Genomic DNA, 13,729 nt, shown 5'->3' on the forward strand with positions numbered 1-13,729 from the left:
TTGGACACCGTCGGAGTCGGCGAGGCTTTTCCCTCATGCGCCCCTTCGGGGTACCTTGTCCGAAGGAGAAGGTAAGCAGGATCATGCCAGCGCCAGCCGCCAACGCGAACAAAGGAGGGGAGTCGGCCATTGCCCTGGCCGGCGTCGGTCCCGCGCTGCGCGAATCGCTGCGCAAGCTCGGCCTGACGACGCTGCAGGATCTCTGGTTCCACCTGCCGCTGCGCTACGAAGACAAGACGCGCATCACCGCACTGCGCGATCTGCGTGTCGGTGATACCGCTCAGGTCGAAGGACGCGTCGAAGCGATCGAGAAGGGTTTTCGTTTCCGGCCGCAACTGCGCATCGCGATCGCGGACGAGGCGCAGCACACCCTGGTCCTGCGTTTCTTTCATTTCAACAACGCCCAGGTGAGCCAGCTTGCGATCGGCACGCGCCTGCGCTGCTTCGGCGAAGTGCGGCGTGGCCAGCACAGTCTCGAAATGGTGCATCCGCAATACCAGCGCCTCGCCGACGATGCGGTGAGCGTGGTCGAAGAGCGCCTGACGCCGATCTATCCGACGACCGAAGGTCTCGGCCAGAAGCGCCTCGGCGGCCTGATCGAACGTGCCTTGGCGCAACTGCCGCAGGACGAGGCTTTGGAACTGCTCCCGCGTGAGCTGCGCGAGACGAACGAATTGACTTCGTTGCGCGATGCTTTGCTGTATGTGCACCGCCCGCCGCCCGAAGCCGATCTGGCCCAGCTCGATCTCGGCACGCATCCGGCGCAGCGGCGCCTCGCGTACGAGGAACTGCTCGCCCAGCATCTTTCACTCAAGCAATTGCGCAACCGTCTACGCGCGCACTCTGCGCCTGCGTTGCGCGGTGACGGTAAGCTGCGCGAGCGTTTCCTCGCTGCGCTGCCGTTTTCGCCGACGCGTGCGCAAGCGCGCGTCGCCGCCGAGGCCGCGCGCGATCTCGCCGCGCCGACGCCGATGCTGCGCCTGGTCCAGGGCGATGTCGGTTCGGGCAAGACCGTCGTTGCCGCGCTCGCCGCGCTGGCCGCGATCGAAGCCGGCAAGCAGGTCGCGCTGATGGCACCGACCGAGCTGCTCGCCGAACAGCACTTCGTCAATTTCCACCGATGGATTTCTCCGCTCGGCATCGAAGTCGTCTGGCTCGCCGGCAAGCTCAAGGGCAAGGTGCGCACGGCGGCGCTCGCAAGCTTGAAAGGCCCGGCGCAGATCGCGATCGGCACCCACGCGCTGATGCAGGAAGGCGTCGAGTTCGATCGCCTCGGTCTTGTCATCATCGACGAGCAGCATCGCTTCGGCGTCGACCAGCGTCTGGCGCTGCGCGACAAGGGACGCGCCGGCGCGGAGATACCGCATCAGCTCGTGCTGACCGCGACGCCGATCCCGCGCACGCTGGCGATGACGGCGTATGCCGATCTCGACGTATCGGTGATCGACGAACTGCCGCCCGGGCGCTCGCCGGTCACCACGGTCGTGCTCAACGGCACGCGGCGTAGCGAAGTCGTCGAACGCATCCGCGCCGCCTGCGCGGAAGGGCGGCAGGCTTACTGGGTCTGCACTGTCATCGAAGAATCCGAGGTGCTGGAGGCCCAGGCAGCCGAAGTCGCGCATGCGGAACTGACTGCGGCGCTGCCCGGCATGCGCATCGGTCTCGTGCACGGGCGCATGAAACCGGCGGAAAAGCAGGCGGCGATGGACGCGTTCAAGGCCGGCGAGATTTCCCTGCTCGTCGCGACGACCGTCATCGAAGTCGGCGTCGACGTGCCGAACGCGAGCCTGATGGTGATCGAGAACGCCGAACGTCTCGGCCTCGCCCAGCTGCACCAATTGCGCGGCCGCGTCGGCCGCGGCAGCGCCAAGTCCAGTTGCGTACTGCTTTACCAGGCGCCGCTCTCGGGCATGGCGCGTCAGCGCCTCGACGTGTTGCGCGAGACCAACGACGGTTTCCGCATCGCCGAGAAGGATCTCGAACTGCGCGGTCCGGGTGAAGTGCTCGGCACGCGCCAGACCGGCGAGATGACGCTGCGCGTCGCCAATCTGACGCGCGACGCGCACCTTCTGCCGGCCGTACAGCACGCGGGCGAGGTACTCCTGCGCGACCATCTCGATCTGGCCGAGCGCCTGATCGTGCGCTGGATCGGTCACGCCGCGCGTTTTGCCGGCGCTTGATCTTCTCGACGACGGACGAACGATGAATCCTTTGCGTGCACAGGATCGCGGCAGGTTGAACGCGGCATATGCGGTCTTCGCCGCGCTCGCCGGCATGCTGTTGATCCTGACCTTGCTCTGGCACATCCCGATGATGCTCTGGGATCAGCTCGACATGGTGCCGATCTATCAGGCCTGGCGCGATGGCACGCTCGGCAGCACGGAGTTCTTCAGTTTCCGCGCCGGGCATGTTCACCTGGCTGCCTACGCGGTTCTGCTCGCAACCACGCATCTTACGCATGGGCAGCTCTGGCTCGACTGCGCGGTGTCGTGGGTGTTTCTCGTCGTGTATGCCGTCCTCGTCGTCATGCAGATGCGGCGCACTTTGCCCACGCAGGATCGTTTTGCCCAGGCGATTTTCTTCGCGATGATTTTCCTCGTGCTCTATCCGGGCCACCTCGCCAATCTACAGTGGGGCTGGCAGGTCGCAGTGTTCATGAGCCTGGTTGGCACGGTCGTCGCGATCGATTTTATTGCGCGCTGCACGTTGTCGTGGGCGAATCTCGCTTGCGGCCTGCTAGCGGGCGTGTTCGCCTATCTGAGTTTCGCCACGGCGATCGCCCTGGTTCCGGCGGCGATCCTGCTGCTGATCTTGCGCGAGGATCAGTCGCGCATGCGCCGCGCAGTCGGGGCCGTGCTGTGGGGCGGTTGCGGTCTCGCCGCCTACGCGTTCACGCGCAAGTACAACGCGGCGGAAATTCCGGCGAGTCCGTCGCTCGTGCTGAGCGTGCACTATGCGCTGAATTTTCTCGGCGGCGGCATCGGCCGCTTCGCGACCGACGCGGCGCCGCTGCTTGCGCTCGCGGCACTGGGCAGCGGCGCCTGGGCTTTTCTGCGCAGCGTCGACCGGCGCAAAAGCCTGCCGTGGCTCGGCTTTTTCGTATTCGCCATCGTCTGCGCATTCGTTATCGCCGTGGCGCGCGCTGCCGACAACGGCGCGCAGCATGCTTTCGTCACGCGCTACGTCAGCATTTCCTCGCTGTTCTGGCTCGGCTGGCTCGGTTTGATCGCGCTCGCCGATCTGCGTTCGTCGTCGGCGCGCAGGTTCGGCAAGATCGCGGTCGCCGTCGTCGTCCTGTTCGCCGCCGTCAACACCGTGCAGATGACGCGCAAGGCCGCACGCGTCGCCAGCGAAACGCGCACGATCGCGACGGCAATACGCACGACCTGGCCGAACATCGATGCCCAACTACTGCGTTCGCTCTACTTCGACCAGCCGGAGCTGACGATGAGCAGGCTGGCCGCTCTCAAGGCGCTCGGCTTCCCGCCGTTCGACGTGCCGCCGCCGGCGACCGACGAGACCAAGTAGAATGTGCGCCTCGTTTTTGATCGCCGTGGCGCGGAAAGCCGCGCTTCGATCCGCACGGCCGCGACGGCCGGCATGAGGAAATGAAAAAATGCAAAAGTATAAAATTCTGATCGACACCGATCCGGGCGTCGACGACGCGATGGCGATCCTGATGGCGCACGACCGCGCCGACGTGCTCGGGCTCTCCGTCGCGGCCGGCAATGTCGGCCTGAACTACACGGTGGCGAATGCGCTCAAGCTGGTCGACGTGATCGGCGCGCAGACACCGGTGTACGCGGGCTGCGCGACGCCGCTCGTCCACGCCGCGGCCGATGCGGCCGCCGTGCACGGCAGCGACGGCTTCGGCGACACCGGCTATACGCCGAGCACGCGCAAAGCGCAAAGCGAACACGCCGCGCTCGCGATCCTGCGCGCTTCGCACGAGCATGCGGGCAAACTCGTCCTCGTCGCGCTCGCACCGCTGACCAATGTCGCGCTCGCGCTCAAGCTCGATCCGAGCCTGCCGCAGCGCGTGGCCAAGTTCGTCGTCATGGGCGGCGCGGTCACCGGGCGCGGCAACTACGGCACCGTGCCGGCGGAGTTCAACATCGGCTTCGATCCGGAAGCCGCGCACGTGGTCTTTTCGAGCTGGCCGCATTTCACCCTGGTTGACTGGGAAGCGACGGTGCGCCACGGCCTCGACTTCGAACGTTTCGAGGCGATGCTGGACAAGGGCGATGCGCGCGCGCAGTTCTACGCGTCGATCACACAGAAGACCCGCGCCTGGTCGCGCGAACGCGGCCGGCCGAAGCTGCTGATCGCCGACGCGCTGGCAATGGCCGTCGCACTCGAACCGGATATTGTCCTGCGCGAAGAGGAACGCCACGTCGCCGTCGAACTCGACGGCCGCCTGACGCGCGGCGCGACTGTCGTCGATTGGGAAAACCGCCTCGGCGAACGCGCCAACGCGCGTATCGTCCTCGACGTCGATCAGTCGCGTTTCGAGGCGCTGCTTGCATCGGCCGTCGGCGCGCGCTGAGCGCCGGCGTTCGTTTCGAGCGGATTGCGGAACCACACATCGCGCGTCGGATAGGCGATCTCGATGTCGTGGTCGCGGAACACGTCGGCGATGCGCATGACCAGCTCGTTGCGCACCAGATTGCGCTGACCGATTTCGGCGACGAAGAAGCGCAGCTCGAAATCCTGGGTCGAATCGCCGAAGCCGATCATCCAGGCGACCGGCTGAGGGTCCTGTAGCACGAGCGTGTGCTCGCCGGCGACTTGCAGCAGCAGCTTCTGCGCAAGGCGCGGGTCGTTGCGGTAGGCGATGCCGACCTTGACGACGACGCGCGTGGTTGTGTCGCTCAGCGTCCAGTTGACCAGGCGTTCGGTGATGAAGGCCTTGTTCGGCACGATCACTTCCTTGTTGTCCCAGTCGAGAATCGTCGTCGCGCGCGTGCGGATGCGCGTGACCGTGCCTTCGATGTTGCCGATCGTGATGATGTCGCCGACGCGGCACGGCCGCTCGAACAGCACGATCAGGCCCGAGATGAAGTTGGCGAAGATCTCCTGCAGGCCGAAGCCGAGGCCGACGGTCAAGCCGGCCGCGAGCCATTGCAGGTTCGACCAGTGCACGCCGAGCAGGCTGATGCCGACCAAGCAGCCGATCAGCACGATCAGGTAGCGCACGATGCTGACGATGGCGTAGCGCGTCGGTGCGTCGATGTTGAGGCGGCGCAGCACGCCGATTTCGAGCAGGCCCGGCAGGTTGCGCGTGGCGATGAAGGTCATCGCGAGCAGCAGGGCCGATTCGAGCACCGAACGCAGGGTTACGTAGAACGCGACCTGCTTGCCGTTCTCGTCGGCGAAGGTCGACGACCACAGCCGGTAGTTGTCGAGGAAGCTCAGCGCGGGCGCGATGTCCGACCAGATCACGAGCAGGGTCGCGCCGAGCAGAAGCGCGATGGCGAGGCGCAGCACGCGGCGCGTCTGCGCGCCGAGGTCGGCGACGGCGACTTCCTCGGGTTCGACTTCGGGCATGGTCTCGCCTTCGGCCGGCGGCCCGGTGGCTTCCGCCTCCGCGAGCAGACGGTCTTCGGCGCGCTTGAGTGCGAGCCGGCGTTCGCCGAGGATCAGCCAGCGCACGGCGAGGCCGTGGACCACGCAAACGGCGAGGATCGCGATCAGCGACATCAGCAGATGCTCGGCGATGACGATCGCGGTGAAGAAGTAGCCGAGCGCGGCGAGCACGGCGAGCACGATAAAGCCCGCGCTGAAGGCCACGCGCGTCAGCTGACGCAGGCGCACCGGTTCGTCGTCGAGCTTGCCGCCGCGCTGCGCCCAGATGCGCCCGCGGCCGAGCAGGCGCCAGGCGATCGCCGAGAGGGCGAGCGTGCCGAGGATGAACAGCGCACGGCCGATCGTCGCGTCGATCTCGTCGTTGCTGATCTCGCGCAGCCAATTGTGGATGAAGGTCGGCACGAGCACGGCGAGCGCGATCCACGGCACCGCGCGGCGCAAAGCGGCGCGGCGCGCGCGCAGCCAGCGGAAATGCAGATGGGCGAGGCCGTTCTCGCGGTTCAGCCAGTGCAGGAAAGCGAGCACGAACCACGGCACGGCGATGCTGCCCGTAGCGAGGCCGAGCGAGCCTTCGAGCGGATCGACATGGGTCGTGTGCAGGAACAGGCGCGCGAGGATCGTCCAGAGCAGCGCGATCGGCGCCGCGGCAAGCGCAGTCAGCGCGAGTGCCCACATGGTGTAGCGATAACGGTCCGTGCGGATGCGCCGCATCGGTGCGGCGACGCGCTCGAATTCCACTGGCACGCGCCGGCGCGCGTACACCGCGGCGAAAACCATCAGCAGCGCGGCGACGGGCAGGGCGCCGCTGGTGCGCACGCTGTCGGCGACGCCGACGATCTGCGCGGCCTCTTTCGGATGGGCGAGATTACGCAGCACATGTCCGAGTTCGCCGAACCAGGCCAGGCCGATCGGCGCGTGGCTCGGTATCGCGAGCAGGTTCGAGTCGAGCATGCCGTTGAGTTCGGTCGTCGTCTTGATCAGCCCGGTAAGCTGCTGCTCGGTGTCTTCGGCGACCGACGTCTGCCGCGTCTTCGACGCGATCAGCCGGGTGTACAGATCGCCGCGCGTGGTCAGCAGGCGCTGCAGGCCGTCGTGCAGCGGCCCGGTGATCGCCGGCGGCTGCCCGGCACGAGCGAGCGCCGCGGCGATCGCGCCGTCCATGTTTTCCAGACGATCCTGCTCCTCGCGCAGATCGAGCACGGCGAGCTTGCTCTGCGCGAGTTCGTTGCGCACGTCGGCGAGTTCGCGGTTGAGCGTGTTCAGCGGCTTGAGTTTGCGCCGCTCGGCGAGCAATAGCGCGCCGACATCTTCGCTGACGCCGCCGAGGTCGAGGCGCGCCTTGGTGTTCTTCGCCGCCTGTTCGGTATCGCTGCGTTCGGTCGTGTACGCGCTTTGCAGCTCGCGCAGGCTCGCGTTGCGTTTGATCGTCGCCGCGAGATCCTGGCCGAGGGCGAGATTCTCTGCGGCAGCTTCGCGCAGCGCCGGCGCGGCCTGCGCCGCTTCGAGCTTGTCGCGCTCGCCGGCAAGCTGGGTGACGAGATCGCTGATCTTGCTCGCATAGCGGTCGAGCACCATGTTCTCGAGCCAGCGCACGCGCTGGTCGTGCTCGTCGATGCTGCGCCGCGCCGCCGTGCGCTGCGCGAACAAAGTGCGGATGCGCGGCTCGTAGGTGCGTTGCTCGGTTTCGAGCAAGGCGATGCGGCAGCGCTGCAGGCGTTCGGCCGCCTGCGCGCGCAGGCGCATCGCCGTGGCGAGCGCACGCGGCGTGTCGGCCGTCGGCGATGCGCCGCTGAATTGTTCCGCGCGCACGCTTGCCAGTTCGTCGCGCAGCGTGTCCGGCCGCTGCGTCTGCTTCTGCAGCGCTTCTTCGAGGCTGCGCAGCGACGCCTGCGCCGCACCGAGCTGGTTGCGCTCGATTTCGAGCAGGTTGGAAAGCTGGGTCGAGTCCTCGTCGCTCGGCAGTTTCGCGCGCCAGTCGGCGAAGTTCTGGCCGTTGTCGCTGCCCGAGGCCGGCGGCGCGGTTTCGGCCGGGGCGGCCTTGAGCGCGGCATCGAGCAAGCTCTGGCGCCGCGCCACGGCGTCGCTGGCCGCCTGATCGTCGGCCTGCGCGTCGCGCAGCAAATCCTCGGCCTTCTTGCGCTGGTCGGCATTGAGGTCGCGTGCACGCGGCAGGGCGGCGAGCGCGTTGCTGATCGCATCGTCGAGCGGCGGCGGCAGATCCTGGCCCGGCTGCGCTGCGGGAGCGGGCTGTGCTGTGGCGGCCGGCAATGACGGTGCGAGCGCCGCGGCGAGCACGAGAATAAGCAAAGCGCGGAATGGGGCGAACGAATGAGGCATCAGAACGCGGCGATGGATGCGATAGGGCGCTGCGCACGGCAGCCGAGTGGGGATTATGCCGTTTTCGGGCTGAATCGCCGCGGCCGGGCTGTTTGGCTGCGTTTTGGAGGTGCTTGCGAAAGCTGTTTTCGCGGCAGAAAGACTGCGGAGAGGTGCCCGACATCGTGGCCGCCGAACACCGCCCCGGGTATCCGCGATCATAGCTATTCGCGAGCTTGCAGGGCCATGTGTTTGGTCGAGCTGCCATGCATCGTGTCATCCATTAGACAGAGACCCTGTACTCCATACCGCCCAGGGCTGGCCAGGGCAGATCGCCGACTGGGCCGAGGAGTGGCACGACGATCCGGTCAAGTTTCTGGCTCACCGCACGACGACGTCGGCGGACGCGCAGAGCCCGCTCCATCCGAATCAGCATGCCTTGGCAATCCACTAGACTTCCGTTGAGCCGGTCGAGGCCCCCCTCGATCAGCGTGGATAATTTTGCGCGAATTAACCAGTTGACTAGTCAACTCTACAATGTGAGAATGCCGCCATGCCATCGCTGACCAAACAAGCGTCGCCCCTTTATCTGAAACTCTCGAACGAGTTGCGCGAGGGCATTCTGTCGGGACGCTGGAACCCCGGCGACACGCTGCCGAGCGAGCCGGAACTGTGCCGCCAGTACGGCATCAGCCGCGGCACGGTCGTGCGTGCGATCGAGATGCTGATCCAGGAAGGGCTGGTTCAGCGCCGCCAGGGCGCCGGCACCTACGTTTCGCGTCCGACTCTGCATCGCCAGCCCGGTCTGCTCGCGAGCTTTTCCGAAACCGTGCGCCAGCAGGGTCGCACTCCGTCGCACAAACTTTTACAGCGCAACGATCTGAGCCGCGAGCAGGCCTTGCAGTACGGCTGCACGACGGCAGCGGTGCAACTGCTGCGTCTGCGTTTCGTCGACGGCGCACCGTGGTCGATCCACAACTGCGTCGTACCGGCGCACGTCGCGAAGCGGTTGAGCGCGTTCGATGCGGAGAATATCGAAGAGTTGCGCGCGCCGAATTTTTCTTTGTATCGCGCCTACACCGATGCCGGTGTCCCGGTCGATCACGCCGAAGAAATCCTGCGCGCACGCACGGCCACGGCGCAGGAAGCGCGCCTGCTCAAGCTGCCCGCGCACGCCGTGCTGATGACCTTGCATCGCAAGAGCTACGACGTCGACGGCAATCTGCTCGAAATCGTCGAGTCCGATTACGCGGGCGAGAGCTACAGCTACGCGGTCAGCCTCGTCATGCCACAGAGCGGACGGCCGAACCGCGCCAAGCAGCAGCGGCTCGGCTGGAAGATCGCCTGAGGCCGAAAGAGATCGCCATGCCGGGGACAACGCCAGTGACGGATGCAACGGAAGGGGAGGTTGCCCTCGTTCTCGTCGACGTACAGAACGCGTTCTTCCATGCCGACGGCGAGAATTTCTACTCCGAGGCAGCGAGCATCCTGCCGCAGCTCTCCGCTCTGCTCGATGCCGCCCGGCGCGGCGGCCGCCTGATCGTCCATGTTGCCGACGTACATCGGCCCGGGCTCGCCGATTTCGAATCGCACAAGCTGCCGCCGCACGGACAAAGCGATTCCTTCAATGCAGAATACTTCGCCGGCTTCGGGCCGCCGTCTGCGCGCGCGCCGCGCGAAGTCGCTTTGATCAAACGCCGCTTCAGCGCGTTCTTCGGCACCGACCTCGATCTGCTCTTGCGCGAAAACGGCGTACGCCGCCTCGTCGTCGCCGGGGTCAAGACCAATGTCTGCGTGCGCGCAACGATCCAGGACGGTTTCGGCCTCGGCTATCGCTGCCTGCTCGTTGAAGACGCCACCAACTCCAACCGCGCCGAACTCGCGGCCGCCTCGCGCGAAGACATTCGCCGCTATATGGGCTGGCTCTGGTCGACCGACGCCGCCTGCAAGGTACTCGCATGACTCGTATTGCCGTCCTCGGTTACGCCAGCCTCGACTATGCCGCGAGCGTCGACGGCGACGTGCGCTGGGGCTGGACCAGCCGCATTGCCAGCCGCCCGCATGGCGAGTGGCCGCGGCCGGGCGGATGCTCGTTCTACGTCGCGCGGCCTCTCGCCCAGGCTGGTCTCGGCGTCGATATCGTCACCTGGACCGGCGACGACGACATGGGCAATCTCTATGCCGATCACTGTCTCCGCCACGGCATCGGCACGCAGGGCATCGATGCGGCGGCCGGCAAGACGACGCCGGTGTCGATGCTGCTCTACAAGGACGACGGCCGCTGTGCCTGCCTGATCGATTTCGGTTCGGCAGGCAGCGCCGCGACGCCGCCGCAGGAAGACCTGATCCGCGGCGCCGACGTGGTCGTCGTCACCGTCAGTCCGGCCGCGTGCGGACTGCGTGCGCTCGACGTCGTGCGCGACGATGCGCTCGTCGTTTGGGTGGCGAAAAACGATCCGATCTCGTTTCCGCCCGAGCTGCGCGCGCGGCTCGGGCGGCGTGCGCGCTACGTGTTTTGCAACAACGACGAACGCGCATGGATCGACGAGGCAACGGCCGATGCCGACCCGGCGCAGATCATCATCGAAACGCGCGGCGCCGACCCGATCCATGTGCGCGTGCAGGGCGTGACATTCCAGATTCCCGTCACCCCGCTGCAAATCGGCGACGCGACCGGCGCCGGCGACACCCTGGCCGGCGCGACACTCGCCGCGCTGCTCGGCGGCGAAGCGGACCCGCTTACCGCCGTGCAGGCCGGCGTGCGCGCGTCGCACGAGTTGTTGCAGCGGCGCCGTGCCTGATTCTTCCGCAACCTCAAGAGAAGCATAGTCTGATGAAACGCGCCTGGTATCTCGGCGTCAATTCCGATCAAGTGGCGTCGCGCGCCGTGTTGATCGGCGATCCCGCCCGCATCCATCGTCTCGCCAACCTGCTCGACGATGTGCAGTGGCTCGGCGAAAACCGCATGCTGCGCACGATCACGGGCACGTGGCACGGCACTCGCGTCACCGCTGCGGCATTCGGCATGGGCGCGCCGATCGCGACGATCGTCCTGCACGAACTGTTCGACCTTGGCGTGCGCAGTTTCCTGCGCATGGGCACGGCCATGACCTTGCCGCCGATCCAACTCGGTGATTTCGTCGTCGGCGTCGATGCGCTCTGCCGCGAAGGCACCTCGCAGGCCTACGCGGGACCGTGCGATCGCGCGGCCGCGGATGCCGGTCTGTGCGCGAACCTCGATGCCGCGCTGTCGGCGAGCGGGCGCCCGTGGCATCGCGCGCGCTTCGCCAGCTACGACGGTTTTTATCGCGACATGTTCGCACTCGATCCGGCCGATGCCGCGCGCGTCGCGCAGACGCGCGCCACGCTCGCCGAGCAGAACGTGCACGCGATCGACATGGAAAGCTCCGCGCTGTTCGCCGCAGCCGCGACGCTCGGCGCGCGCGCCGGCACGCTCTGCGTCGCCAGCGTCGACAGCCTCAATCGCGACAAGCTTGATGCAGAAACGATGCTTGCGCGTGAAAGCGAATTGTTCCGTTTCGGACTCGACGCGCTCGCGCGCACTCCGGCCAGCCTTGAAGAGACCCATACATGAGCATCGTTCGCGACTATTACCAGCTGCTTTCTCAACGCCTCGAAAACATCTTCGACACGCAGGCTGCGGCGATCGATGCCGCCGCCGAGATCTGCGCCGAGGCGATCGCGCGCGATCGTCTCGTCTTTACCTTCGGCACCGGCCACGGCGCCTTCGCCGCGCTCGAGATGTTTCCGCGCACCGGTACCGTGGTCGGTTTCCGTCCCATCGTCGAAAGCACGATGATTTCGTTCCATCGCGTGCTCGGCGACATGGGCGCGCGCCAGTATCGTTTCATCCATGCGCAGGAAGGCTATGGCGATGCGATCCTCTCGGCGCATCAGATCGAGCCCGACGACGCCATGCTGATCTTCTCGCATTCGGGGCTCAATGCGGTGACGCTCGACATCGCGCTCGGCGCCAAGCGCCGCGGTTTGCGCGTCATCGGCGTGACCAGCGTGCCGCATTCGTCGTCGACGCCGTCGCGCCATTCCAGCGCCAAGCATCTCTACGAAATTGCCGACGTCGTGATCGACACCGGCGTGCCGAGAGGCGATGCGGCGCTCGCGGTCGAAGGCGTAGCCGGCCGCACGGGCGCCACCTCGACAAGCCTGGCAATTGCAATCGGCCAGGCGATCAATGCGGCGACGGTGGAGAAACTCGCCGCGCGCGGCGCCAAGCCGATGCTGATGGTCAATCCGAACACGACCGAGAAAGCCGCGGCCGACCGCCAGAACGATCTCAACTACGCCGACCTGTGGCGCCGCCTTTCGCAACGGACGATGTGAGGCGCATATGGAAACGACACTGTTCTACGATGGTCAGTGGCATGCGCCGCTAAACGGAAACTGGTTCGAGGTGCACGATCCCGCGACCGGCGATCGGGTCGGGCGCACTGCGCTCGCTGATGCGGCCGACATCGATCGTGCCGTCGCCGCAGCCACACGTGCACTGCCGGCGTGGGCCGACATGCCCGCCGATGCGCGCGCGGCGATTCTGCTCGATGCCGCCGACCGCATCGAAGCCGAGGGCGATGAGATCGCACGCCTGTTGACGCTGGAGCAGGGCAAGCCCGTGCCCGATGCGCGCAAGGAAGTCGATTTCGGCCTCAAGGTGCTGCGCTACTACGCCGAGGAAGGCCGCCGTCTCGGCGGCGAACTGCGCGCGACCGCGGACCCGAACATCAAGAGCATCGTCTCGCGTCAGGCCATTGGCGTCGCCGCGGGCATCGTGCCGTGGAATTATCCGGTCGATCTGTATTGCTGGAAGATCGCGCCCGCGCTCGCCGCGGGCTGCCCGATCGTGATCAAGCCGCCACACGAAACGCCGTTCGCGATCGCGCGCCTGGTCGATTGTTTTCATGCCGCCGGCTTGCCGGCCGGCGTTCTCGCCAACCTGCCGGGCACGGGCCCGGTAGCCGGCGCGGCGCTGTCCGCGCATCCCGATATCGCGGCGATCTCGGCCACGGCGTCGGTGGCGGCGGGGCAGGATATCGCGCGGCGCGCCGCGGGCAACCTGAAGCGCGTGGTCCTCGAACTCGGCGGGCATGCGCCGTTCATCGTGCTCGCCGACGCCGACATCGAAGCCGCTGCCGCTGCCGCGCTGCGCCGCTCGTTCTCAAACATGGGCCAGATCTGCATCGCGGTGAACCGCATCCTCGTCGACGCGCGGGTGCATCGCCGCTTCGTCGATGCCCTTGTCGCACTGACCGAGGCGATCAAGCTCGGTCCCGGCTACGAGCCCGGCATCGCCTACGGTCCTGCCCTCAACGCCGGTGTGATCGGCCGCACGCGCGCGCATCTCGACGACGCGCTCGCCAAAGGCGGCAAGCTCGTCGCCGGCGGCGACGCACCGAAAGACGCCGCATTGCAGCGTGGCCATTTCTTTCGCCCGACCTTGATCGACGACGCGCCGCTCGACAGCCTGCCGATGAACGCCGAAACCTTCGGCCCGCTCACCGCGATCCGCGGGTTCGCGACGCAGGACGAAATGCTCCGGCTCGCCAACGGCCTGCCTTACGGCCTTGCCGCGTATTTGTATACCAATGATCTCGAACGCGGCTGGGCGCTTGCCGACCGGCTCGAATTCGGCATGGTCGGCGTCAACGTCAACGACACCTCCGAGCTGCAGGCGCCGTTCGGCGGCTGGAAGTTGTCGGGCATGGGGCGCGAACTCGGGCGCGAGGGACTCGACGCCTACCTGCAGGCCAAGGCCATCCGCATGCGCGTGCGGCGCGCCTGAGAAACCGCAATG

General features: G+C 66.7%; 10 protein-coding genes. 9 read left to right on the forward strand and 1 reads right to left on the reverse strand.

Features of this window, described 5'->3' with window-relative positions:
• Positions 1 to 83 precede the first annotated feature (83 nt).
• The 3 genes from recG to FFS30_RS13180 all read left to right on the forward strand — a co-directional run bounded on the left by recG (position 84) and on the right by FFS30_RS13180 (position 4,546).
• A complete protein-coding gene (gene recG / locus FFS30_RS13170) occupies positions 84 to 2,180 on the forward strand; it encodes an ATP-dependent DNA helicase RecG (RefSeq protein ID WP_137913642.1) in 2,097 nt (698 codons plus the stop codon).
• Positions 2,181 to 2,202: 22 nt separating this feature from the next.
• Entirely contained in the window at positions 2,203 to 3,528 is a 1,326-nt protein-coding gene (locus FFS30_RS13175) for a hypothetical protein (RefSeq protein ID WP_137913643.1), read from the forward strand.
• An 88-nt stretch (positions 3,529 to 3,616) separates the two neighbouring features.
• Positions 3,617 to 4,546, forward strand: a complete 930-nt coding sequence (locus FFS30_RS13180; protein WP_137913644.1) for a nucleoside hydrolase — start codon at positions 3,617 to 3,619, stop codon at positions 4,544 to 4,546.
• Here FFS30_RS13180 and FFS30_RS13185 read toward each other — a convergent pair.
• Positions 4,498 to 7,923: a mechanosensitive ion channel domain-containing protein gene (locus tag FFS30_RS13185; RefSeq protein ID WP_171014599.1), complete on the reverse strand. Its 3,426-nt coding sequence runs from the start codon at positions 7,921 to 7,923 to the stop codon at positions 4,498 to 4,500. The genes FFS30_RS13180 and FFS30_RS13185 overlap by 49 nt on opposite strands.
• Before the next feature lie 532 nt (positions 7,924 to 8,455).
• On the opposite strand from FFS30_RS13185, the gene FFS30_RS13190 reads away from it, so the two are divergent.
• The 6 genes from FFS30_RS13190 to FFS30_RS13215 are packed head-to-tail and all read left to right on the forward strand — an operon-like array spanning position 8,456 to position 13,717.
• A complete protein-coding gene (locus FFS30_RS13190; RefSeq protein WP_137913646.1) occupies positions 8,456 to 9,250 on the forward strand; it encodes a GntR family transcriptional regulator in 795 nt (264 codons plus the stop codon).
• A 17-nt stretch (positions 9,251 to 9,267) separates the two neighbouring features.
• On the forward strand, positions 9,268 to 9,864 hold the full coding sequence (locus FFS30_RS13195) for an isochorismatase family cysteine hydrolase (protein ID WP_137913647.1): 597 nt from the start codon (positions 9,268 to 9,270) through the stop codon (positions 9,862 to 9,864).
• Positions 9,861 to 10,703, forward strand: a complete 843-nt coding sequence (locus FFS30_RS13200) for a carbohydrate kinase family protein (protein ID WP_137913648.1) — start codon at positions 9,861 to 9,863, stop codon at positions 10,701 to 10,703. Before FFS30_RS13195 ends, FFS30_RS13200 begins: the two co-directional genes overlap by 4 nt.
• A 32-nt stretch (positions 10,704 to 10,735) precedes the next feature.
• Positions 10,736 to 11,497: a nucleoside phosphorylase gene (locus FFS30_RS13205; RefSeq protein WP_137913649.1), complete on the forward strand. Its 762-nt coding sequence runs from the start codon at positions 10,736 to 10,738 to the stop codon at positions 11,495 to 11,497.
• Entirely contained in the window at positions 11,494 to 12,264 is a 771-nt protein-coding gene (locus FFS30_RS13210) for a sugar isomerase domain-containing protein (RefSeq protein ID WP_137913650.1), read from the forward strand. The genes FFS30_RS13205 and FFS30_RS13210 overlap by 4 nt, the downstream gene beginning before the upstream one ends.
• A 7-nt stretch (positions 12,265 to 12,271) precedes the next feature.
• A complete protein-coding gene (locus FFS30_RS13215; protein ID WP_137913651.1) occupies positions 12,272 to 13,717 on the forward strand; it encodes an aldehyde dehydrogenase family protein in 1,446 nt (481 codons plus the stop codon).
• Positions 13,718 to 13,729 lie beyond the last annotated feature (12 nt).

Source organism: Rudaea sp. 3F27F6 (assembly GCF_005503555.1).
GTDB lineage: Bacteria > Pseudomonadota > Gammaproteobacteria > Xanthomonadales > Rhodanobacteraceae > Rudaea.

Excerpts from the sequence above, each read along its gene's own strand:
- FFS30_RS13210 (WP_137913650.1), top strand. The coding sequence starts at position 11,494 with ATGAGCATCGTTCGCGACTATTACCAGCTGCTTTCTCAACGCCTCGAA.
- FFS30_RS13185 (WP_171014599.1), bottom strand. The coding sequence starts at position 7,923 with ATGCCTCATTCGTTCGCCCCATTCCGCGCTTTGCTTATTCTCGTGCTC.
- FFS30_RS13215 (WP_137913651.1), top strand. The coding sequence starts at position 12,272 with ATGGAAACGACACTGTTCTACGATGGTCAGTGGCATGCGCCGCTAAAC.
- FFS30_RS13205 (WP_137913649.1), top strand. The coding sequence starts at position 10,736 with ATGAAACGCGCCTGGTATCTCGGCGTCAATTCCGATCAAGTGGCGTCG.
- FFS30_RS13195 (WP_137913647.1), top strand. The coding sequence starts at position 9,268 with ATGCCGGGGACAACGCCAGTGACGGATGCAACGGAAGGGGAGGTTGCC.
- FFS30_RS13180 (WP_137913644.1), top strand. The coding sequence starts at position 3,617 with ATGCAAAAGTATAAAATTCTGATCGACACCGATCCGGGCGTCGACGAC.
- FFS30_RS13175 (WP_137913643.1), top strand. The coding sequence starts at position 2,203 with ATGAATCCTTTGCGTGCACAGGATCGCGGCAGGTTGAACGCGGCATAT.
- FFS30_RS13190 (WP_137913646.1), top strand. The coding sequence starts at position 8,456 with ATGCCATCGCTGACCAAACAAGCGTCGCCCCTTTATCTGAAACTCTCG.
- FFS30_RS13200 (WP_137913648.1), top strand. The coding sequence starts at position 9,861 with ATGACTCGTATTGCCGTCCTCGGTTACGCCAGCCTCGACTATGCCGCG.
- recG (WP_137913642.1), top strand. The coding sequence starts at position 84 with ATGCCAGCGCCAGCCGCCAACGCGAACAAAGGAGGGGAGTCGGCCATT.